Origin of the sequence: Gordonia sp. SID5947, assembly GCF_009862785.1 — a bacterium.
GTDB lineage: Bacteria > Actinomycetota > Actinomycetes > Mycobacteriales > Mycobacteriaceae > Gordonia.
The window spans coordinates 4,964,967-4,984,715 of record NZ_WWHU01000001.1; the positions used below are offsets into that span (position 1 = coordinate 4,964,967).

Below are 19,749 nucleotides of genomic sequence, written 5' to 3' on the forward strand. Positions count from 1 at the left end.
GGGTGCCCACTGGATTCGGTGATGCGGATCACATTAGCGGAGCGACCTCGTCGGCGCCGGATGGCCGGGACGGCGCGCGGTTGTGACCGAATCCTGAGACGATTCAGATGTGACGACCGACGATCTGGCTCGCGGGCAGCTGGCCGGCCTCGCCCGGCGCGCCGGCGTGGCGACGAGCTACATCGGCTGGGACGAGCTCGCTCACGACGTGAGTTCGGAGACGATCGTCGCGGTGCTGGGGTCGCTGGGTATCGCTGCGAGTTCGCACGAGGAGATCTCCGCGGCGCATGCCACGCTCGACGACGAACCGTGGCGCGCGATGCTGCCGCCGGTGACGGTGTCCACCGAGGGCTCCGGATCGACCTTCGTCGTGCACGTCCCGCACTGGAACCCCGTGCATCTGTGGATCACCACCGAAGACGGTGCCACGGTCCACCCGGCCCAGCTCGATGTCTGGTCGGAACCGCGCCAGGTCGACGAGATACTCGTCGGGCGTGCGACATTCGAGGTTCCACGCGACCTGCCGCCCGGCTATCACGTGCTCCACGCGCTGGATCCCGTCGCCGAGGCCACCGATGAACGTCCGCTCATCGTCACGCCGCGGCGATTGTCCACCACCGACAGGCTGACCGGACGCACACGGTGGGGGCTGGCGGTTCAGCTCTACTCGACACGATCTGCTCGATCATGGGGAGTCGGCGACTTCGCCGACCTGGCCCAGATCTGTGAGATCGCCGCGAGCAGTTACGGCGCTGACTTCTTGCAGGTGAATCCACTGCATGCCGCACAACCGCACGCACCTGTCGAGGCCTCGCCCTACCTGCCGGTGACCCGCCGGTTCGTCAACCCGCTCTACATCCGGGTGACCGACGTCCCCGAGATGTCGGGGCTGGAGAAGACGACCCGCAAGACGCTGCGCGCCCTGGAGCGGAACTTTTTCGACGACAATCTGAATCCTCGGAAGATCAAGCGCAACAAGTCGTTCCGGGCCAAGATGGCGATGCTCGAGGAGCTTCACCGAGTGCCACTGAACGCGGCCAGGGAAGCGGAGTACCGAGCCTTCCGAAAGCGCGAGGGGAGGGGCTGGGCAGCTTCGCGACCTGGTGCGCGCTGGCCGAGCGCTACGGGCCCGACGATCCGAAGTGGTCGGACCAGCTGCTCGACCCGGCCTTCGTGGCAGAGCAGCGTCGCCGTCTGGCGGACCGGATCGAGTACTTCACGTGGCTCCAGTGGATCTGCGACCAGCAGATGTCCACCGCACAACATGCGGCACGCTCGGCAGGGATGGACATCGGGATCATCGCCGACCTCGCGGTCGGGGTGGCCCGGCACGGCGCCGACGTTTGGATGCTGGGCGACGTGCTGGCGCGCGGTGCCACGGTCGGTGCTCCGCCGGACGGTTTCAACCAGCAGGGCCAGGGATGGGATCAGCCGCCGTGGCATCCACGACGCCTGGCGGAGGCAGGCTACGTCCCCTACCGCGACATGCTCCGGACCGTGCTCCGCCATGCGGGAGGTCTGCGTGTCGATCACATCCTCGGACTCTTCCGGCTGTGGTGGATCCCGGATGGCAAGACTCCGGCCGACGGCACCTACGTCCATTACGACCACGATGCGCTCATCGGCATCCTGGCGCTGGAGGCAGAGCGCGCCGACGCCGTCGTGATCGGTGAGGATCTCGGTGTGTTCGAGCGCCATGTCCAGGAAGCGCTGGCGCAGCGTGGGATTCTCGGGACATCGATTCTCTGGTTCGAACACGGCCCAGATGGTGCGATCCCGCCGGAACAGTATCGACAGCTCTGCCTGACCTCGGTGACCACACACGACCTGCCGCCGACCGTCGGCTATCTGGCAGGCGATCACATCGAATTGCGTTCGCGGCTGGGCCTCTTGGAGACCGGCGAACAAGCCGAGCGGGCGCGTGACGAGCGGGAGCGTGACGCCGTGCTGGCGATGGCACGGGCGCGCGGGCTGCTGCCCGAGGGCATCCCGCTGACGGATCAGCGCACGGTCGAGGCGCTCTATCGCCTCATCGCGGCCACACCGTCGGCATTGCTCGGTGTCGCGCTCGTCGACGCGGTGGGCGAACGGCGGATCCAGAATCAGCCGGGCACCGGTGCCGCACAGTATCCGAACTGGCGCATCCCGCTCGCCGACGACGACGGCCGGGCGGTGCTGGTGGAGGATCTCGCCGGCAACGCTCGATTCGCGAGTCTCGTCGCGGCTCTGAACGGCGAAGGGGTAGGCGCCGGTTAGGTCGCCGCGGGCGCGTCGTCGGCGCGTGGTGACCGCCGCACGGCCACCACCGTGAGCAGGAGCGCCAAGAGTGCCAGTACCGCGACCGCGATGTTGAACACCACGCCCGAGGTTCGCAATCCCCAGTGCGAGGCCGCGATGCCCTCACCGACGATGGGGATGGAGATGGCGACGTAGGCGACCACGAAATACGTGGAGGTCACCTCCGCACGGCGGTCCCTGGGGCTCGCCGCGACGACGGCGGCCAGGCCCTTGCTGAACGAGAGTCCCTGCCCGACACCGCAGACCACGGCGCCGACGACGAGTGTGGTGAGGGAGGCGGCGAGGAGCCCGACGATCAGGATCACGGTTCCGGCGACCAGGATCGCGCAGCCGACGACCAGCGCACGTTCGGTGGGATAGCCACGTCCGACGATCTGGGTGACCGCCGACGACAGGAAGAGCACCGCCACGACGACGCCGGCGACCGCATGGCTGTCGATACCGAGGATGTGCGAGATGAACGACGGCGTCACGCCGGTGAATGTGCCCATCACGGCGAAGCCCGCGAAGGCGGCGATCGCGGCGCGGACGAACACGCCACGAACCTCCGATGGCACCGACAGCCGTTGCACCGAGAGCCGCGCCCCCGATCTGACCTCGACCGGCTCGGCGATCAGCCAGATCCCCACCAGGACCGGCGTGAGGAGAACCAAGTCGACGGCGAAGGGGAGATGCAGCGGTGCGGGCGCGAACTGGGCGAGCAGACCTGCCAGCAGCGGTCCGAGCCCCAGGCCGCCGATGTTCGCGGCGGTGGCGATCGCCGGCGCACGCTGACGCCATCCATCGGGGGCCAGCTCGATGACGGCAGCGGTCGCGGCGCCGGCGTAGATGCCCGCGGAGAGTCCGGACAGGACACGTCCGATCATCAGCTGCCAGACCGGGCCCGCGGTGATGAAGACGACCGCGCTCGCCACCGAGAACGCCGCACCGGCGAGCAACAGCGGCCGGCGGCCGATCACGTCGGACCAGCGACCGAACACGATCAGCGCGGCGATCACGCCCGCCGCGTAGATCGCGAAGATGACGGTCGTGGTGGCCACCCCGAAGCCGAGTTCATCGGAGTAGATGGCGTAGAGGGGTGTCGGCAAGGTGGTGCCGAGCATGACCACGGCGAATGCGGCGACCGCCGACACGAATGCCCTCGGGCTCGCGGCGTTCGGCGGTCCCTCGCCGGCCGGACTCGGGTGTTGTTGCGGCATACCCTTGTCCAGCATCGGCACGCCGGTCACTATTCCCCGTCGCTCAGGTGTTCACCGCGGGGCCGCGAGCGTCATGCGGCGCCGGACGCGGTTTGGTCCTCGGCCGGATAGCCGGCGAGCATCAACGATGCGACAGCGGTGAGTGCCTCGCTCCACCCCTCGGTCATCTCAACGGTCCACCGATCACCTCCGATCTCGGCCATCGCGGCGATCATGCATTCGGCGACGGCGGCGTACATCGGTTCGGTCACGCCCATGCCGGCGTGGCGCCGTCCCAGCGCGCCGAGGTTCGCCGACAACCACGCCGTGTCGTCGAGGTGATCGACGACGGAGATGATCGCCGTACGCAACATGGCCGCCTGCTGCCGCGTCTCCCGGCTGAACATCGGTTCCACCTCCGGATATCGGGTGAAGAGGATGTCGTAGAAGCGGACGGTGAGCCCGTCGTCGGGAAGATCGACGAGCGAGAGGCTGTGCTCGAGAAGTGTCTTGTCCATGCACATTGATGGTGGGGAGCGGGCGTTACCGGGCAATTACCGAGACGACAAAGGTGGTTGCCGAGGCGGTAACCGAAATCTCACAGGACGATCGGCGAGCGGTGAGGAGCGGTGACGGGCGGGATGGCGACGAAGTCTGGTCACGCGGCGCGCAGGCGGTTACTGTGTCTCGCGTAACAGCAATTCTGGGGACGCCAGACCTCGGACGTCACACGGGAGCGGGACATGCGGCCAGACCATGAGGTGGTGATCGTCGGTGCGGGGTTCGGTGGGATGGGCGCGGCGATCGAGTTGAAACGCCTCGGCATCGATGACATCGCCATCCTCGAGCGGGAAGACGACCTCGGTGGGACATGGCATGTCAACCATTACCCGGGTCTGTCGGTCGACATCGCATCGGTGACCTATTCGTACTCATTCGAGCCCAATCCGTACTGGTCACGACTTTTCGCGCCGGGAGCCGAGCTCAAGCGCTACGCCGACCATGTCGCCGACAGATATGACCTCAAGCGGCACATGGAGTTCGGCACACTCGTCGCCAGGGCGGAATGGGATGACTCGCAGCAGTTCTGGCGGGTCACCACCGACGAAGGCGTGCGCACCTGCCGTCATCTCGTCACCGCGACCGGGTTTCTCTCGCAGCCGCACACGCCGGATTTTCCGGGTATCGATTCGTTCGGTGGCCGGATCATTCACACCGCGGCCTGGGAGGACGACCACGATTTCACCGGTGAGCGCGCCGCGATCATCGGCACCGGGGCGACCGCTGTGCAGCTCGTCCCGGAGATCGCCGATGCCGCGGAAGAATTGACGGTCTTCCAGCGGACGCCGATCTGGGTGGTGCCCAAGCTGGATTTCGCGATCCCGCATGTGGTGCAGAAGATGTTCGCCATGGTGCCGTTCACGCAGCGGGTCGCTCGGGTTGTCAACACCTCCTTGCTCGAGGCGTTGATGGTGTTCGGTGTGTTGCACTTCAAGCAGGCGAAACCCGGCAATCGTCTGGCCGCCCTCGTGGCCAAAGCGCACCTGCGCGCTCAGGTGCGCGATCGCGCGACCCGGCGGTCACTGACGCCCTCATACGATTTCGGCTGTAAGCGGCCGACCTTCTCCAACACCTACCTCCGCGCGTTCAACAGGTCGAACGTCTCGTTGCAGACGCAGTCGATCGTGCGGGTCGAACCCGACGGGATCGTCACGGCCGACGGCGAGAAGGTTCTTGTCGACACGCTCGTGCTCGCGACCGGTTTCGATCTGTGGGACGTCAACTTCCCGGCGTTCCAGATCGTCGGCAGGGGCGGCCGCGACCTCGGGAAGTGGTGGCGCGAGAACCGTTTTCAGGCCTACGAGGGGATCACGATGCCCTCGTTCCCGAACCTGTTGTCGCTCAACAGCCCGTATTCGTACAGCGGTTTGTCGTACTTCACGACCATCGAGGGCCAGATGAAGCACATGCGTCGTCTCTTCGGTGAGTTGCAGCGTCAGGGCCGAACGACCTTCGAGGTCACCGACGAGGCGAACGACCGGTTTCTGGCGGAGGTCACCGACCATCTGCAGTCGTCGGTGTTCTACAACGGCGACTGTGCCTCCGCGCGGAGTTACTACTTCAACCAGCACGGCGAGGCGGCGCTCCTGCGACCCAACTCGACCCTCGCCACCCTGCGGCAGATGGAGCGCTTCCCGCTTGATGCCTACCGTTTCCGCTGATCATCGGCCCATCTCGTCCTATTCTGGCAACATGCGCGCGTGGGCGGTGACTCGACCGGGACCGATCGACGGACACCCGCTGCGATACGTGGAGAAGCCGACGCCGCGGCCGACCGCCGACGACCTCGTGGTCCGCGTGCTCGCATGCGGGGTCTGCCGCACCGATCTGCATGTCGCCGAAGGTGATCTGCCGATCCGTCGAGACCAGATCACGCCCGGTCACGAAGTGGTCGGAGAAGTCGTCGCACTCGGAGCGGATGCCGACGGCTTCGTGGTCGGCGACCGCGTGGGAGTGGCGTGGCTCCGCAGCACCGACGGGACGTGTGCGTACTGTCTGCGCGGGGCCGAGAACTTGTGTCCGGCCTCGTCGTACACCGGCTGGGACGTCGATGGAGGTTATGCGGAGTACACGACGGTGCCTGCGGGGTTCGCCTACCGGATCCCGGACGATCTCGACAGCGTCGCGGCGGCGCCGCTGCTGTGTGCGGGGATCATCGGCTATCGGGCGCTGAAACGGGCCGGCGCGATCTGCGGGACCGACGACCCCGCGGTCACGGTGCCGCCGAGACTCGGCCTCTACGGTTTCGGTGCGAGCGCCCATCTGTGCGCCCAGCTCGCCATCGCCCTCGGTGCACGTGTACACGTCATGACGCGGGGCTCGCGTGCGCGTGAACTCGCGCTCTCGCTCGGTGCGTCCTCGGCCGGTGATGCCACCGACAGCCCACCCGAGCCGCTGGATGCGGCGATCACCTTCGCGCCGGTCGGCGAATTGGTGCCGGTCGCGATGCGCGCGCTCGATCGGGGCGGGGTGCTCGCCATCGCCGGCATCCATCTCTCCGCCGTACCGTCCCTCGACTATCAGCGGGAATTGTTCTACGAGAAGGAGATCCGGTCCGTGACGGCGAACACCCGCGCCGACGGCCGCGAATTCCTGCGCCTGGCCGCACGCCATGGCGTCACCGCCACCACCCACCGGTACCCACTGTCGGACGCCGACCATGCGCTGCGCGACCTCAAGGCGGGGCGATTCGACGGCGCAGCGGTGCTGGTGCCCGACTGAGGATGCGGTGGTGCGCTCACACGGGTTCGAGGAGCTCCGGTCCGTTGTTGGCGACCCGATTGACCAGCGGCGCGACCTCGCGGATGTCGATGGCATCCGCGACAGCCTCGGCCGGCGGTGAGAAGAGTTCCCGCGGTGCGGTGTGATCGGGATCGAGCCACTCTTCCCACTGGGCGTACGGCATGATCAGCGGCATCCGATCGTGCACGTCGCGGAGCTGACCGACCGCGTCGGTGGTGAGGATCGAACAGCTCAGGAGCGGTGCCTCGTCTTTCGGCGCATCCTTGGCATGCCACACCGACCACAGGCCGGCCATGAACAGTCGAGTGCCATCGACCGGGGACATGAAGAACGGCACCTTCGTCGGCTTGCCCTTGGCGTCGGGCGGTCCCTTCTTCCACTCGTACCAGCCGTCCATCGGAACCAGACAGCGTTTGGACTTCACCGATGAGCGGAACGAACTCTTCTCCGCCGCGCTCTCCGCGCGCGCGTTGAACAGGAGCGGTCCCTTGCCGATCTCCTTTGCCCAGGGCGGCACCAGGCCCCAGCGCATCGCGCGGATGCGGAGGGCGGGGTCGTCGTCGGGGTGATCGGGGGAGTGACGTCTGACCACGGTCATCACGGTGGTCGTCGGGGCCACGTTGTAGTTCGGTCCGGGAATCCGTCGCGCTGCCGTGTCGGGCTCGGCGTCGGCAGTCGCCGCGGCGGCAGCCGGCTCGGCCGTGGACGAATCCTCGGCACCGCCGGAGCCCGAAGCGGGGTCGAGCGGCACCGGTACCTCGTTGATGGCGTCGATCTCCGCCGCGAGCTTCGCCGGGTCGGTGGTCACCGCATAACGTCCGCACATGCGTCCATGCTGTCACGGCGGTCCGACGATCTCTTGCCTGAGCGCCTCAGATGGCGACGTCGGCCACCACCGCCCGGGTGACAGAGATCAGGTCGGCCGGCGCCAGCGACACCTCCAGGCCCCGTCGCCCGGCGCTACAGAAGACCTCGGGCCAGTCGAGCGCTGTTCGGTCCACGACGGTTGGCAGGGCGGACCGCTGTCCGATCGGCGACACACCACCGAGGACATAGCCGGTCGAGCGGGTCACCGACCGCTCGTCGGCCATCCGTGCCTTCGTCCCGCCGGAGGTCGCCTCCGAGAGCGCGGCGGCGGCCGCTTTGAGTGACAGGCGACGCGGTACCGGGACGATTGCCACGGCGAGTGTTCCTCCGACGTCGATGACAAGGGTCTTGAAGACCTGTCCCGCGTGGATACCCAGGGTGTCCGCGAGCGCGGCGACGGCTTCGTCACCATAGGACTCGCTGCGTGGATCGTGGGGGTACCGGTGGACCGTGTGGGCAATGCCCGCCCGTTCGAGTGCGGTCACCGCGGGCGTCGCGGCCATCGGCTCGCCTCCTTGCTTGTCGGAACCGGAAGGCACCGGTCACCGTGGAACATTTGTCGAGGTTCGTCTGTTGACTGGGTTGGCGATGAGGCCATGAGCCGTTTCGTCGCCGTGACCGGTACAACGCCCACGACTCCGAAGGAAGGTCGATCAGCCTGATGACCACCGGCTTGCTCGCACCCACTCCAGCGGTTCACGACAGGTTCTCCGAGGCCGTGGACCCGCGCGGCCTCGCGGCCGCGACGGCATCGGTAAGCTTGACCGACAGCGGCAAGACCGCGTCGGCGCGCCGCAGGGCTGCGCCGGCCGTGGATGTCCTTTCCGCGCATGCCGTCACCGAAGGGATCGTAGTGGTCGAACCCGATTCACCAGATCAGTCGCCTCAGGACATCGACCAGCAGGAGTCGACCCCGGCGAAGGCGTCCGACGCGTCGTCGAAGTCCGCCGGTGCCGGGTCGCAGGCCCCCGCCGGGCCGATCCTGGTGAGTCGCCCGCGGCCATCACCGAGCGCTTCGAACGCGACGCGTTGCCGCTGCTCGATCAGATGTACGGCGCGGCCCTGCGGATGACGCGCAACCCGGCCGACGCCGAGGATCTCGTGCAGGAGACGTATGTCAAGGCGTTCTCCGCCTTCTCCTCGTTCCGCGAGGGCACCAACCTGAAGGCCTGGCTGTACCGGATCCTCACCAACACCTACATCAACGGTTACCGGAAGAAGCAGCGGCAGCCGGCGCAGTATCCGACCGACGAGATCACCGATTGGCAACTCGCGGCCACTGCCGAACACACCTCGACCGGCTTGCGGTCGGCCGAGATAGAGGCCCTCGATGCCCTCCCGGACGACGACATCAAGGCGGCCCTGCAGGAATTGCCCGAGGACTTCCGCATGGCGGTGTACTACGCCGATGTGGAGGGTCTGCCGTACAAGGAGATCGCCGAGATCATGGACACCCCGATCGGCACCGTCATGTCGCGTTTGCATCGCGGCCGCCGTCAACTGCGCGAACTGCTCGCCGACGTGGCTCGCGAGCGTGGGTTCAACCGGTCCGCCCAGACCTCGGAGAGCGGAGCGGCGCGATGAGCGGCACGTATCGTCCTGAGGAGCCGCAGTCGGCTTCCGACGACATCGATCCGGAATTCCTGCAGCTCGACTGTTCGGCGGTGATCGCCGATGTGTGGTTGCTGCTCGACAACGAGTGCGACTCGGACGCCCGTTCGCGTCTCCAGGGCCACCTCGACAGCTGCCCGTCGTGCTTCGCCCACTACGGCATCGAGCAGCAACTCAAGACCCTGATCAACCGCAAATGCGGTGGCGATCACGCGCCCGAGGGGTTGCGTGACCGCTTGCGGGTCGAGATCCGCAAAACCGTCATCGTCCGGGAGACCGGCGGCTCGGTCGACTGACGTCTCGCGTCACCGAGAAACGGTCTCGCGCCACCGAGAAACGTCGGCGCCGGCCCCCCCAGAAACGTCGAGAGCATCCACTGTGCTCGAGAGTCATTGCTCTCGAGAACTCCGTGGATGCTCTCGATGTTCTGCTGGGCGCTGTCGACGTGATGTCGTCGCCGGCGCCCGGACGTGTGCTCGTACTCGGCTGAGTCGTGCTCGACTCAGGAGTTGGGACGCTTGCCGTGGTTGGCAGCGTTCTTCTTCCGAGCGCGCTTCTTGCGTCCGCGCTTACCCATGACGGATCTCCTTCGTGCTGTGTGCGTCCTCGATTGTCCCATGTCGGGGGTCCGCGATCCCAATCGCCTCGTTCCGACGGCCCCCGAGGCCCCGCACGGCTCGTCGAGAGCTCGCCGAGAGGTGGCGCGGACCCCGTCATGGCGGCATCGGAAGTGGGCTAGGTTATGTGCATGGCTGAAGACGTCGTCGCAGAGATCGTGGCAAGCGTGCTGGAGGTGCGGGCAACCGCCGGCCAACAGGTCGACGTCGGCGACACGCTCTTCCTGCTCGAGTCGATGAAGATGGAGATCCCGGTCCTCGCAGAGGAATCCGGCACTCTCGCGGACATCAAGGTCAAGGTCGGTGATGTGATCCAGGCCGGTGACGTCATCGCGGTCTACGAGTAGCCAACGCTCGGTGCCACCGTCGCCCGCGCCACCGACGCCGCAGCTCCGCTGAACCGATCACGTCATGTCGACCCTGGCAGACCTCCTCGCCGAGCACACCACGCTGTCGGATGCCGCAGCCGCGCATCTACAGCGTCTGGTCGCCGAATGGCAGCTGCTCGCCGATCTCTCGTTCGCCGACTTCTTGATGTCGGTTCGCACTGACAGCGGCGATATCGTCACGGTGGCCCAGTGCCGGCCCAACACCGCGTCGACGGTCTTCCCGAGCGACGAGGTGGGGCGCATCGCCGAACCCGAGGTCAACCGGCAACTCGAACGTGCGTTTGCCGCCGATCGGGTGCTGCGGGACGAGGACCCGAAGTGGCTCGGCTCGGTTGCGATCCGGCGGGAGGCGGTGCCGGTCGGCTTCGCCGACGCCGACGGCCCGATCGCGGTGCTGACCCGCGCGATCGATCTCACGCATCCCCGTCTGCCGTCGCCGCTCGAGCTCGCCTATCAGGACTCTGCCAACGACCTGTGCCAGATGGTCGCCGACGGCTCGTTCCCGCATCTGGAGGGCAATCCGCGCGGTCTGTCCACACCGCGCGCGGGCGACGGCTTCGTCCGCGTGGACGAGAACGGCATGGTCGTCTACGCGAGTCCCAACGCCTTGTCCGCGTTCCACCGGATGGGATGGACCACCGAACTCACCCACGCTCGGCTCTCCGAGGTGGCGTCTTCCCTGCTGACCGATCCGTTCGAATCCGAGGACGTCGCGGTGATGATCGACGAGGCGGTCGGCGTCAGCGAACCGCCGGCCGGACCGTACCGGGATGTCGGGATGCGGATGGAGGCCGATGCGCGGCGCGCGACCGCATTGCTCCGAGCCGTTCCCCTCCGGCCGCGTGGTGGCAGTACCGGGGCCGTCGTCCTGATCCGCGACGTCACGGAGGTGAAGCGCCGCGACCTCGCGCTGATCAGCAAGGACGCCACCATCCGCGAGATCCATCATCGGGTGAAGAACAATCTGCAATCGGTCTCGGCCCTCTTGCGGCTACAGGCCCGCCGCACCACCAACCCCGAGGCACGCGGCGCCCTCACCGAGGCGGTCCGTCGGGTGGCGTCGATCGCACTCGTCCACGAACTGCTCTCGGGCAGCGTCGATGAAGAGGTGGACCTCGACGAGGCGGTCGACCGGCTGGTTCCCATCCTGGTGGACGTGGCGTCCGGGGATGCCACGGTCCGGGTCACCCACCGTGACCGACTCGGTGTGTTGGCCGCGGAACTCGCGATGCCCTTGGTGATGGTGTTGACCGAGTTGATCCAGAACGCCATCGAGCATGGCTTCACGGGTTCCACGTCTGACAGCGAGATCGAGGTGGTTGCCGACCGGGACGTCCGCGAATTGCGGATCTCGGTGCGTGACAACGGTTCCGGGCTGCCAGAAGGATTCGAGGTGGCAACCTCGGACCGACTCGGATTGCAGATCGTGCAGACGCTGGTGTCGATCGAACTGGGCGGCACGCTCACGATGGGCTCCAACCCGACGGGTCGGGGCACCGAGGTGAGTATCGTCATCCCGCTCCGGTAGCCATGTGTGGCAAGAGATCACAGTACTCGCGAACCGAATCACGTCGTACCGGTTGGTGTTACGGCGTCGCGGTCATCGAATGGCCACTCGTGCAACATCTCAGCCCAGGCTTCCACGAAAAAGACCCGGCCGAGGCCGGGTCTCTTTCATGGCCGCTCACGCGGCTCGGGTCATGCTCTCAGACGCTGCTGCGCGTCCGGGTACGCGCGGTGCGCCGCTTGAGTGCGCGCCGTTCATCTTCGCTCATGCCTCCCCAGACGCCTGCGTCCTGGCCGGATTCCAGGGCCCACGAAAGGCATTCGGCCGTGACGGGGCACCGGGCGCAGACGAGCTTCGCATCAGCGATCTGCGCGATGGCCGGGCCACTGGTTCCCACTGGGAAGAACAGTTCCGGATCTTCGTCGCGACAGATTGCGTTGTGACGCCAGTCCATTCCTTCTCCTTCAGGTGCTTTTACGCACCACTCGACAACTCCCATGTCTGGTGTGTTGTGGCTGTAACCGCTAGTTCACGCGGACCCACCGAATGTTTCCGCACTGTTGCTTGTGAATACTTTCACGAATCCAGGCGAAGTCAATGGTGTTCCGTTAACACGTGTGCAATATCACTGTGGTGACCACCCCGATTTCCTGGGGGTGCTTGCACTCGATGTGCACCGATGTATTAGTCTACCCGCTCTTCACGCGAAATTCGCCTGATTTCCCAGGTCGTCGTCACGGATCACTGGTGGTGTTGGCGTCAACCGCAGTACTCTGTGAGCCATGCCACGACGACGATGTTGATCTTCATCACATCGACTGAGGGCGGCCGCCTCTGTTGCCGCCCTGGCCGAGGATGCCATCCCGCTCTACCCGCTCTATGCGGTGATGTTCGCCGACCCCACAGTACCGGGAGCAGGTTTGTCGGCGGCGGCGATTTCATCTCTGTTCATCCTGTGGTCGGCTTGTTCTTTCCTGTTCGAGATCCCGGCCGGGATTCTGGCCGATCGCATACCGCGCCGACTGCTGGTGGTGACCGGGCCGGTGTGCAGCGGGGCGGGATTCGCGTTGTGGACCTGGTGGCCGTCCTATGGGTCGTTCGCGGCCGGATTCGTGCTGTGGGCCGTGGGGACCGCGCTGCGCTCCGGCGCCCTGCAGGCGTTGCTCTATGACACCCTCGCCGCACGGGGGCAGGCGATGCAGTACGCAGCTCTCGCCGGTCGCGTCCGGGCGATGGGGGCAACCGGTGTCCTCGTCGGGACCGCCACGGCGATCCCGCTGACCGCCTGGGGTGGCTACCCGGCAGCGGGAGCGGCCAGCGTCATCGCGTGCCTGTTCTGTGCCGCGGCGTCGGCGATGCTGCCCGAGGATGCGCCCCCGCGGCGCGTGGGGAACCGCGAGGACGCCGCTCACCGGGATCGCGACGGTGGGACTCGGCCCGACAGCGACGCGGCGGGGTGGCGTGGCGTGGTCGCCGAAGCGTTCGCACACCTGCGCGGGGACCGTCTGCTGCGTCGCGTCGTCGTCCTGGCGATTGCGTTGACCTGGGTTTCCGCGCTCGACGAATATCTGCCGCTGCTGGCGGACACCATGTGGTCGGGCACGGCGTGGTGGGGTTCGGCCGCGACAGGGGTGTCGATGCTCATGGTGGTGGTGGCGGTGGGCGACATCGCCGGCGGCCATGCGGCTTCACGCACCGACGTCACCGACCTCCGGCCCCGGCGTCTGGTTCCCTGGCTCCTCGCCGGCGCCGCAGCCCTGGGCCTCGGTGCCATTTCCGGCCATCCAGCGGGAATCATCTTGGTGGCCTTCGCATTCGGTGTCTTCAGCTGGTCGCTGGTGATGGCGGACGCGATCATGCAGCGCCGCCTCCCGTCGGGTGCCCGTGCCACGATCACCTCGGTGGTCGGAGTGGGTGAGGAGATGGTCGCGATCGGCGCCTTCGGAGCCTGGGCGGTGGGATCGACGTGGTTGGCACCCACGACGTCGTTCGCCGTCGCCGCTGTTCCCTACGCCGTGATGGCCTTGGTGTTGATGGTCTCGTCGTCGGGTGCGACCACGGCGAGGGCCTCCGGCCGATAACCGAAGTCGATGGAGCGGTGGGCGCCGATGTAGTCACCGTCCATCTGGACGTCGATCGGCTCGTCTGCCCGGAATCGCACCCACGCCAGGTCGTCGTCGCGGTGCAGGTGCCGGGCCTTCGGGTTCCGGTGTGTCAGGAGCCGTGCCGCGAGGGGAAGATTCCGCGCCACCGACGTCGACGTGGCCGCGAACAGACCGAGGCGGGTGTCGAATCCGGTCGTCGGATTCGTTCGGATCTCGTAGTCGCCGAGAAAGGTCCACGGACTGGTGTTGCTCACGAACCCGTATCGGACACCGGTGATCGGTTCGTGGTCGGGGATCTCGACCGTGAACGCCGCTCGGCTGGCAGCGTGGCGCACAAAGGAAGCGATGGTCGTCCACAGGTACCGGGACGGAGTCGCAGCCTTGCCGGCGTGGCGCTTGTCCTCCATGGCATGGACCACCACGGCGTCCATGCCCATACCCGTGTTGAACAGGAACCAGCGGTCCTGTGTGTGGCCCAGACCGATCCGTCGGCACCGGCCGGCCTCGAGGAGGTCGATGATCTGCGCGGTGGCCGCGAGCGGGTCCGAGCGGATGCCCAGCGTACGGGCGAAGACATTCGCGCTGCCGCCGGGGATGACGCCGACTTTCGGGAGTCGGCGGGTGGGATCGGTGGCCCCGGGGGACCCCAGGATTCCGTTGACGGCCTCGTTCACCGATCCGTCGCCGCCGTGCACGATGACGACGTCGACTCCTTCGGCGACCGCGCGTTGTGCCAGTTCGCCCGCATGGCCGCGGTGCGTGGTGTGTTCGACGTCGAGGGTGAACCGCGAACTGAGGGTGTGCGCGAGCGCATCGCGGCCGGCCGGACTGGTGGCCGTGGCGAACGGGTTGACGATGAGCATGACACGCACGAGACCCCACGATATGGGGTGTGCAGGTGTGACGTACATCCGCCCGTCGTCGGTGCGGATGCCACGCGCCTTCGCGAGGCGTCGTCTCGCGGGGGTGAGCGGCGCCGCACGACGACTCACCCATAGGCTGGACGCGTGAGCACGAAGCGGGGCGGCAACGCCGATGCAGGTGACGACCAGCATCGGGAGCCGGAACAACAGGCCGATCCGGGGCAGGCGCCGTCGACCATCCGGGTGGCCGGAGCGGTCACCGCATTGGAAGGTGCGATCGCGGTCATCGTCGCCGTGGTCCTCGCGATTCGCGAGGCAGGCGGCCACCGGGAAGCCGCGATCAGCGGCTACGGAACGGCTGCGTGGTTCGGGATCATCGGTGCGGGCGTGCTGGTCGGGGGGATCGCCCTGCTGACCGGGCGGCGCTGGGGCCGCGCGATCGCGGTCGTCGCTCAGATCCTGCTGCTACCGGTCGCCTACGCACTGCTCACCGACAGTCATCAGCCGTGGTTCGGCATCCCGCTGGCCATCGCGGCACTGGCGGTGCTGGTCCTCATCTTCAGCCCGGCATCGACGCGGTGGCTGGTGGGGGAGTACGAACCAGAGGGGCCGGAGGCCGGCGGTCGCCGCCCTCGCAAGCGCTGAACTCTGGCCGGGTCGCCGATCGTGATTCTTCGGCCCGACCGACGTTAACCCCGACGAGCGAGCTGATCGGCCGTACAGTTGTGGCCATGACCCGTATGCTCGCCATCGCGAACCAAAAGGGTGGGGTTGCCAAGACCACGACTGTTGCGTCGCTCGGTGCGGCACTCGCCGACCTCGACGTGTCAGTTCTCGTGGTCGATCTCGATCCCCAAGGCTGTCTTACCTTTTCGCTGGGGCATGATCCCGACCAGCTCGAGGCGTCGGTGCACGACGTCCTCCTCGGTGAGGAGGAGATCGCCGACGTGCTCCTCGACACCGACGACAACGTGACGTTGTTGCCTGCCACGATCGACCTCGCCGGTGCCGAGGCGCTGCTGCTGATGCGTCCCGGGCGCGAGTACGCGCTCAAACGAGCGCTCGCCGAGGTCGCCGAGGATTACGACGTGGTCCTCATCGACTGCCCGCCGTCGTTGGGCGTGCTGACCCTCAACGGGTTGACCGCCGCGGACGAGGTCGTGGTGCCGCTGCAGTGCGAGATGCTGGCCCATCGCGGCGTCGGGCAATTGCTCCGCACCGTCCACGAGGTTCAGCAGATCACCAATCCGGGTCTGACGATGCTCGGCGCTGTGGCGACATTGTTCGACGCGCGGACCACGCACAGCCGCGACGTACTGTCCGACGTCTCGGATCGTTATGACCTCGAGGTGCTGGCGCCGCCGATTCCCCGTACGGTCCGGTTCGCGGAGGCCTCGGCGTCCGGGACCTCGGTTATGCGAGGGCGAAAGAACAAGGGCGCGAACGCATATCGAGAGCTCGCGGAGAACCTGTGGAAGTACTGGGACGCGGGTGAGCCGGTCCGTACGTCAGTCTGACCCACGGCGCGTCCGTCGGTTTCATTGGACGACGACCACCCGATTGCCGTCGGGGTCCTCGAGCTGCAGGTACCGCACGGTCATGGCGTCGACGATCGCCGGGTGATCGATGCCCACCGCGTCGAGGTGACGACCGAACCCGTCGAGGTCCGACTCGACCAGGACCACCGTCGATCGGCCGGCACGCTCGGGTTCGAGTTCCACCTGCAGGCCGTAGTGTTCGCCGAACTGCCATTCGACGAGCCCGTCCATCGGCCGGTCGGTCGGACCGGTGCCGAGGACGGCGGTGTACCAGGATTCGGCGCGGGCGAGCTCCGACACGGTTGATTGGGCCAGCACTCCGCAGATCGTCATGGCGCGCTCCGTTCGACGTCGAGGGGTCGCCGCGGCGATCGCGGCCGCGGCCGTCCTCGCCGACGCTACGCTGGTCCGTAGGCCTGGACGGTCGATCCCCACTGTTCGATCACCGTGGTACCGAGCACCCGTAGGCTGATCGGGCCGCCGGTGTACCCGTCACGCTGTACAGGGATCGATCGCACTTCCCGGCCGGTGGCGGCGTCGCGCACGCTGATTCCCGTCGCGGTCGGGAGCAATAGCCGATCGGCCATCACGTCGCCGGACCCGATGGCCCCCGGCACCTGATAGATCGGATGGACGTTCTGCGCGTTGAGCACGACGGTCGTGCCGCCGGTGAAATAGGACGTGAGGCCGCCGTTGGTGACCGGAACGGCGCCGTCGGGAGGCGCCGGTGCACCGGCAACCGTGTTCACCACGGTGGGTACGCCGTCGGTGGTGAACTGGCGGACCGAGGGGGCTGGGGCTTCCGCCGGGGCGTCGTTCGACGCCGGGGCCGGACGATTCCCGCCGCCGTCGTAGACCGCGATCCCGGAGCTGCTCATGGCGATCGCCACCGGCGGCGGCCCGGACGTGCCGTCGGTGATCAACGACGACCCGTACTGCTGAACCTCTTCGTCCTTGTTCAACACCGCTCCGAGGACGGTCAGCCGATACCCGGGTTCGTTTCCGCAATGTTCGACGATCGCGACACGGTCGCCGCCGATCGTCGACGACATGAGCCGGCATCCGGTCCGGCCAGGCTGCACACCCGGTTTGACCGGAGCGTCGACGCGCCCGTACTCGATGCCGCGGACCAGATTGGATCCCCAGGTCTCGAGCCGTGTAGGACCTTGGGACACAACGTAACCGGAGTCCGACGCCAGGTTTATGCGGTCGTCGGCGTCCGAGCTGCGGCTGCCTTCGCGCTGTCCCGACGAGCCGTCGAGCGCGGTGACCTCGCCGCATCCGCGGGAGTTCCGATAGGCGGCCAGCACCTCGTTGTTGCTCGACGGCCAGGCCGCGAGCACCGCGCAGAGGCCGAGATCGCGACGATAGTGCCAGACCTCGTGGCCGGTGGTGGGATCGCGTCCGACCACCGAGCCGCCATCCGCGGTGATCACCAGCGAGCGTGCGATCGCGGGGGTGCTGGTGACCGGTGACCGTGCGTGCCAGAGCGGTGTGAGACGAGCCGGCACGGCGGTCGCTGCGGTGACCGCCGGCGCGGTGACCGCAGCCTGAGCGCTGTCGGTGTGGCGAGCCGTGCTGTTGACCCACACCACCAGCCCCACGACGAGCAGGATCACCACGATGGCAGCACTGACGACGAGGTCGACCGGCGTTCGTCGCTCAGGTCGGATTCGTACCACGCACCCTCCGGTCGCCGCGCTGGGAAGTTACTGAGTAGAGGTCACTCGGCAGCGGAGGCGGCCGGGCTCTCCTCGGTGTGCGGTGCGTTCGCCGCGTCGCCGCGCTTGGCGCCGCCCCGACGACGACGACGTCGACGCGGCTTGTCGCCTGCCTCGTCCGAGGAACCGTCGGCAGGCGCCTTGTCGGATGTCGTGCTCGCGGTCTTGTCGGAAGTCGATGAGCCGTCGGCAGTCGCGGGACGGCCGCCGCGGGTGCGCCGGCGTGTCCGGTTCGACTTGGGTCGCTCCGACCTCGGGCGCCGCTCGGACTTCGTCTCGCTGTCCGAACTTCCCTTCGGCGCCGCGATCCGTCCGGTGGCCGAGTCGGGGATGCCGAGCTCGGACCGCAGATGCTCGGAAGTGGAATAGGTCTCCACAGGGTCGGCCATGTCGAGCCCGAGAGCGGAGTTGATCAATTCCCAGCGATGGATCTCGTCCCAGTCGACGAAGGTGATCGCGATGCCGGTACGGCCCGCGCGGCCGGTGCGCCCGATGCGGTGGACATAGGTCTTGTCGTCTTCGGGGCACTGGTAGTTGATGACGTGGGTGACATCGTCGATGTCGATGCCGCGGGCCGCGACGTCGGTGGCGACCAGGACGTCGATGTCGCCGTTGCGGAATCGTTTGAGCGCCTTCTCCCGCGCCACCTGGCCGAGATCACCGTGGACGGCGCCGACGGAGAACCCCCGCTCGCCGAGGTCGTCGGCGACCTTCTGGGCGGTCCGCTTGGTTCGCGTGAAAATCATTGTGGCGCCGCGGCCTTCGGCCTGCAGGATGCGGGCGACGAGCTCGGCCTTGTCCAGTGCGTGGGCACGGTAGACGTATTGGGTGGTGCGTTCGTGAATCGCCGAATCGTTCGCATGTTCGGCACGGATGTGCGTCGGACGATGCAAGAACGTCCGTGCCAGGGTGACGATCGGGCCCGGCATGGTCGCCGAGAAGAGCATCGTCTGTCGCGGCGTGGGCAGCGCCGACATGATCCGTTCGATGTCCGGGAGAAAGCCGAGATCGAGCATCTCGTCGGCCTCGTCGAGGACGAGTACCGAGACCTTACCGAGGATCAGGTGACCCTGTTGAGCGAGATCGAGCAGCCGCCCCGGGGTTCCGACCACCACGTCGACCCCCGACTGCAGGTCGGCGATCTGCGACTCGTACGGCCGGCCGCCGTAGATCGAGGTGATCTTCAGTGGCCGGCTGGTCCCGTCGGCCAGGGTGACGTCGAGTTTGGGTGCGGCGACCTCGAGGTCGCCGGTGACCTGTAGGCACAGCTCGCGGGTGGGGACGATGATGAGCGCCCGAGGCGTGTTGTCGAGGGCGCGCAGGCCCGACTCCTCGGCATGTGCGAGGCGGTGGAGCAACGGGACGCCGAAGCCGAAGGTCTTGCCCATGCCCGTGCGCGCCTGACCGATCAGGTCGTCGCCGGACAGCGCGAGCGGCAGGGTCAGCTCCTGGATGGCGAAGGTGTGGGTCTTGCCGTCGTCGGCCAGCGCCGAGACGATCCGTTCGTCGACGCCGAGTTCGGCGAAGGTGGGGGAGGTGTGGGTCTCGTCGACGATGGTGGTCTTCACGTCGTCGTCCGCGCCACTTGCCGGCGCGGTGTCGTTCGTCTGTGTCGCGATGGGATCGCTCATGTGAGGTTGTATGCCTTTCTGCATTTCCCGCACGCACGAAAGGCACCACAGTGGGATCGAGCGGCTTGCGGAGAAAGGGGTCCGGGTGGACCGGGCAAACCGTGGTCGGTGACTGTGTGGT

Annotated in this window: 17 protein-coding genes and 2 pseudogenes; 10 read left to right on the plus strand and 9 right to left on the minus strand. The window is 67.3% G+C overall.

Annotated features, from left to right (window positions below; translation table 11 throughout):
* The first annotated feature begins 124 nt into the window (after nt 1-124).
* Nucleotides 125-2,256: pseudogene (gene malQ, locus GTV32_RS22480) on the plus strand (4-alpha-glucanotransferase).
* On the opposite strand, the gene GTV32_RS22485 reads toward malQ, so the two are convergent.
* Both GTV32_RS22485 and GTV32_RS22490 read right to left on the minus strand, forming a co-directional pair.
* On the minus strand, nt 2,253-3,497 hold the full coding sequence (locus tag GTV32_RS22485) for an MFS transporter (protein ID WP_202422898.1): 1,245 nt from the start codon (nt 3,495-3,497) through the stop codon (nt 2,253-2,255). The pseudogene malQ and the gene GTV32_RS22485 sit on opposite strands and share 4 nt — an antisense overlap.
* A gap of 71 nt (nt 3,498-3,568) precedes the next feature.
* The gene (locus tag GTV32_RS22490) at nt 3,569-3,994 is read right to left on the minus strand and encodes a globin domain-containing protein (RefSeq protein ID WP_161062201.1); all 426 of its coding nucleotides are present in this window, start codon (nt 3,992-3,994) and stop codon (nt 3,569-3,571) included.
* A gap of 225 nt (nt 3,995-4,219) precedes the next feature.
* On the opposite strand from GTV32_RS22490, the gene GTV32_RS22495 reads away from it, so the two are divergent.
* Both GTV32_RS22495 and GTV32_RS22500 read left to right on the plus strand, forming a co-directional pair.
* A complete protein-coding gene (locus tag GTV32_RS22495; RefSeq protein WP_161062202.1) occupies nt 4,220-5,698 on the plus strand; it encodes an NAD(P)/FAD-dependent oxidoreductase in 1,479 nt (492 codons plus the stop codon).
* 31 nt (nt 5,699-5,729) lie between these two features.
* On the plus strand, nt 5,730-6,758 hold the full coding sequence (locus GTV32_RS22500; RefSeq protein WP_161062203.1) for a zinc-binding alcohol dehydrogenase family protein: 1,029 nt from the start codon (nt 5,730-5,732) through the stop codon (nt 6,756-6,758).
* 16 nt (nt 6,759-6,774) lie between these two features.
* Here the strand turns inward: GTV32_RS22500 and GTV32_RS22505 are convergent, their stop codons facing one another.
* Nucleotides 6,775-7,605 (minus strand): SOS response-associated peptidase, encoded by an 831-nt coding sequence (locus tag GTV32_RS22505; RefSeq protein WP_161062204.1) that lies wholly within the window; start codon nt 7,603-7,605, stop codon nt 6,775-6,777.
* A gap of 46 nt (nt 7,606-7,651) precedes the next feature.
* Nucleotides 7,652-8,149, minus strand: coding sequence for an aminoacyl-tRNA deacylase (locus GTV32_RS22510; protein ID WP_161062205.1), 498 nt, complete (start codon nt 8,147-8,149; stop codon nt 7,652-7,654).
* Between the two features lie 344 nt (nt 8,150-8,493).
* Here GTV32_RS22510 and GTV32_RS22515 point away from each other — a divergent pair.
* The 4 genes and pseudogenes from GTV32_RS22515 to GTV32_RS22530 all read left to right on the plus strand — a co-directional run bounded on the left by GTV32_RS22515 (nt 8,494) and on the right by GTV32_RS22530 (nt 11,791).
* Nucleotides 8,494-9,230, plus strand: a pseudogene (locus GTV32_RS22515) (sigma-70 family RNA polymerase sigma factor).
* Nucleotides 9,227-9,553: a mycothiol system anti-sigma-R factor gene (gene rsrA, locus GTV32_RS22520; protein WP_161062206.1), complete on the plus strand. Its 327-nt coding sequence runs from the start codon at nt 9,227-9,229 to the stop codon at nt 9,551-9,553. The pseudogene GTV32_RS22515 and the gene rsrA overlap by 4 nt, the downstream one beginning before the upstream one ends.
* Nucleotides 9,554-10,005: 452 nt before the next feature.
* Nucleotides 10,006-10,221: a biotin/lipoyl-binding carrier protein gene (locus tag GTV32_RS22525; RefSeq protein ID WP_161062207.1), complete on the plus strand. Its 216-nt coding sequence runs from the start codon at nt 10,006-10,008 to the stop codon at nt 10,219-10,221.
* 64 nt (nt 10,222-10,285) lie between these two features.
* Nucleotides 10,286-11,791, plus strand: a complete 1,506-nt coding sequence (locus GTV32_RS22530; RefSeq protein ID WP_161062208.1) for a PAS domain-containing sensor histidine kinase — start codon at nt 10,286-10,288, stop codon at nt 11,789-11,791.
* A 178-nt stretch (nt 11,792-11,969) separates the two neighbouring features.
* Here GTV32_RS22530 and GTV32_RS22535 read toward each other — a convergent pair whose 3' ends face one another.
* A complete protein-coding gene (locus GTV32_RS22535; protein WP_161062209.1) occupies nt 11,970-12,224 on the minus strand; it encodes a WhiB family transcriptional regulator in 255 nt (84 codons plus the stop codon).
* 433 nt (nt 12,225-12,657) lie between these two features.
* On the opposite strand from GTV32_RS22535, the gene GTV32_RS22540 reads away from it, so the two are divergent.
* Nucleotides 12,658-13,851: an MFS transporter gene (locus tag GTV32_RS22540; protein WP_161062210.1), complete on the plus strand. Its 1,194-nt coding sequence runs from the start codon at nt 12,658-12,660 to the stop codon at nt 13,849-13,851.
* Here the strand turns inward: GTV32_RS22540 and GTV32_RS22545 are convergent.
* Nucleotides 13,779-14,747 carry a diacylglycerol kinase family protein gene (locus tag GTV32_RS22545; RefSeq protein ID WP_161062211.1) on the minus strand — a complete coding sequence of 323 codons (969 nt, stop codon included), beginning with the start codon at nt 14,745-14,747 and terminating at the stop codon, nt 13,779-13,781. The two genes, GTV32_RS22540 and GTV32_RS22545, sit on opposite strands and share 73 nt — an antisense overlap.
* A gap of 228 nt (nt 14,748-14,975) precedes the next feature.
* Here GTV32_RS22545 and GTV32_RS22550 point away from each other — a divergent pair, with 228 nt between their 5' ends.
* Both GTV32_RS22550 and GTV32_RS22555 read left to right on the plus strand, forming a co-directional pair.
* Nucleotides 14,976-15,383 carry a hypothetical protein gene (locus GTV32_RS22550; RefSeq protein WP_161062711.1) on the plus strand — a complete coding sequence of 136 codons (408 nt, stop codon included), beginning with the start codon at nt 14,976-14,978 and terminating at the stop codon, nt 15,381-15,383.
* An 86-nt stretch (nt 15,384-15,469) separates the two neighbouring features.
* The gene (locus GTV32_RS22555; protein WP_161062212.1) at nt 15,470-16,255 is read left to right on the plus strand and encodes an AAA family ATPase; all 786 of its coding nucleotides are present in this window, start codon (nt 15,470-15,472) and stop codon (nt 16,253-16,255) included.
* A 21-nt stretch (nt 16,256-16,276) separates the two neighbouring features.
* Here GTV32_RS22555 and GTV32_RS22560 read toward each other — a convergent pair whose 3' ends face one another.
* The 3 genes from GTV32_RS22560 to GTV32_RS22570 form a co-directional block, all read right to left on the minus strand.
* Nucleotides 16,277-16,609, minus strand: coding sequence for a VOC family protein (locus GTV32_RS22560; RefSeq protein ID WP_161062213.1), 333 nt, complete (start codon nt 16,607-16,609; stop codon nt 16,277-16,279).
* Between the two features lie 65 nt (nt 16,610-16,674).
* On the minus strand, nt 16,675-17,958 hold the full coding sequence (locus GTV32_RS22565) for a hypothetical protein (protein WP_161062214.1): 1,284 nt from the start codon (nt 17,956-17,958) through the stop codon (nt 16,675-16,677).
* Nucleotides 17,959-17,999: 41 nt separating this feature from the next.
* On the minus strand, nt 18,000-19,628 hold the full coding sequence (locus GTV32_RS22570; protein ID WP_161062215.1) for a DEAD/DEAH box helicase: 1,629 nt from the start codon (nt 19,626-19,628) through the stop codon (nt 18,000-18,002).
* Nucleotides 19,629-19,749 lie beyond the last annotated feature (121 nt).

What these genes read in the sequence shown, in the direction of transcription:
- GTV32_RS22485 (WP_202422898.1), bottom strand. Translation starts at nt 3,497, where the DNA reads ATGCCGCAACAACACCCGAGTCCGGCCGGCGAGGGACCGCCGAACGCC.
- GTV32_RS22490 (WP_161062201.1), bottom strand. Translation starts at nt 3,994, where the DNA reads ATGGACAAGACACTTCTCGAGCACAGCCTCTCGCTCGTCGATCTTCCC.
- GTV32_RS22495 (WP_161062202.1), top strand. Translation starts at nt 4,220, where the DNA reads ATGCGGCCAGACCATGAGGTGGTGATCGTCGGTGCGGGGTTCGGTGGG.
- GTV32_RS22500 (WP_161062203.1), top strand. Translation starts at nt 5,730, where the DNA reads ATGCGCGCGTGGGCGGTGACTCGACCGGGACCGATCGACGGACACCCG.
- GTV32_RS22505 (WP_161062204.1), bottom strand. Translation starts at nt 7,605, where the DNA reads ATGTGCGGACGTTATGCGGTGACCACCGACCCGGCGAAGCTCGCGGCG.
- GTV32_RS22510 (WP_161062205.1), bottom strand. Translation starts at nt 8,149, where the DNA reads ATGGCCGCGACGCCCGCGGTGACCGCACTCGAACGGGCGGGCATTGCC.
- rsrA (WP_161062206.1), top strand. Translation starts at nt 9,227, where the DNA reads ATGAGCGGCACGTATCGTCCTGAGGAGCCGCAGTCGGCTTCCGACGAC.
- GTV32_RS22525 (WP_161062207.1), top strand. Translation starts at nt 10,006, where the DNA reads ATGGCTGAAGACGTCGTCGCAGAGATCGTGGCAAGCGTGCTGGAGGTG.
- GTV32_RS22530 (WP_161062208.1), top strand. Translation starts at nt 10,286, where the DNA reads ATGTCGACCCTGGCAGACCTCCTCGCCGAGCACACCACGCTGTCGGAT.
- GTV32_RS22535 (WP_161062209.1), bottom strand. Translation starts at nt 12,224, where the DNA reads ATGGACTGGCGTCACAACGCAATCTGTCGCGACGAAGATCCGGAACTG.
- GTV32_RS22540 (WP_161062210.1), top strand. Translation starts at nt 12,658, where the DNA reads ATGTTCGCCGACCCCACAGTACCGGGAGCAGGTTTGTCGGCGGCGGCG.
- GTV32_RS22555 (WP_161062212.1), top strand. Translation starts at nt 15,470, where the DNA reads ATGACCCGTATGCTCGCCATCGCGAACCAAAAGGGTGGGGTTGCCAAG.
- GTV32_RS22560 (WP_161062213.1), bottom strand. Translation starts at nt 16,609, where the DNA reads ATGACGATCTGCGGAGTGCTGGCCCAATCAACCGTGTCGGAGCTCGCC.
- GTV32_RS22570 (WP_161062215.1), bottom strand. Translation starts at nt 19,628, where the DNA reads ATGAGCGATCCCATCGCGACACAGACGAACGACACCGCGCCGGCAAGT.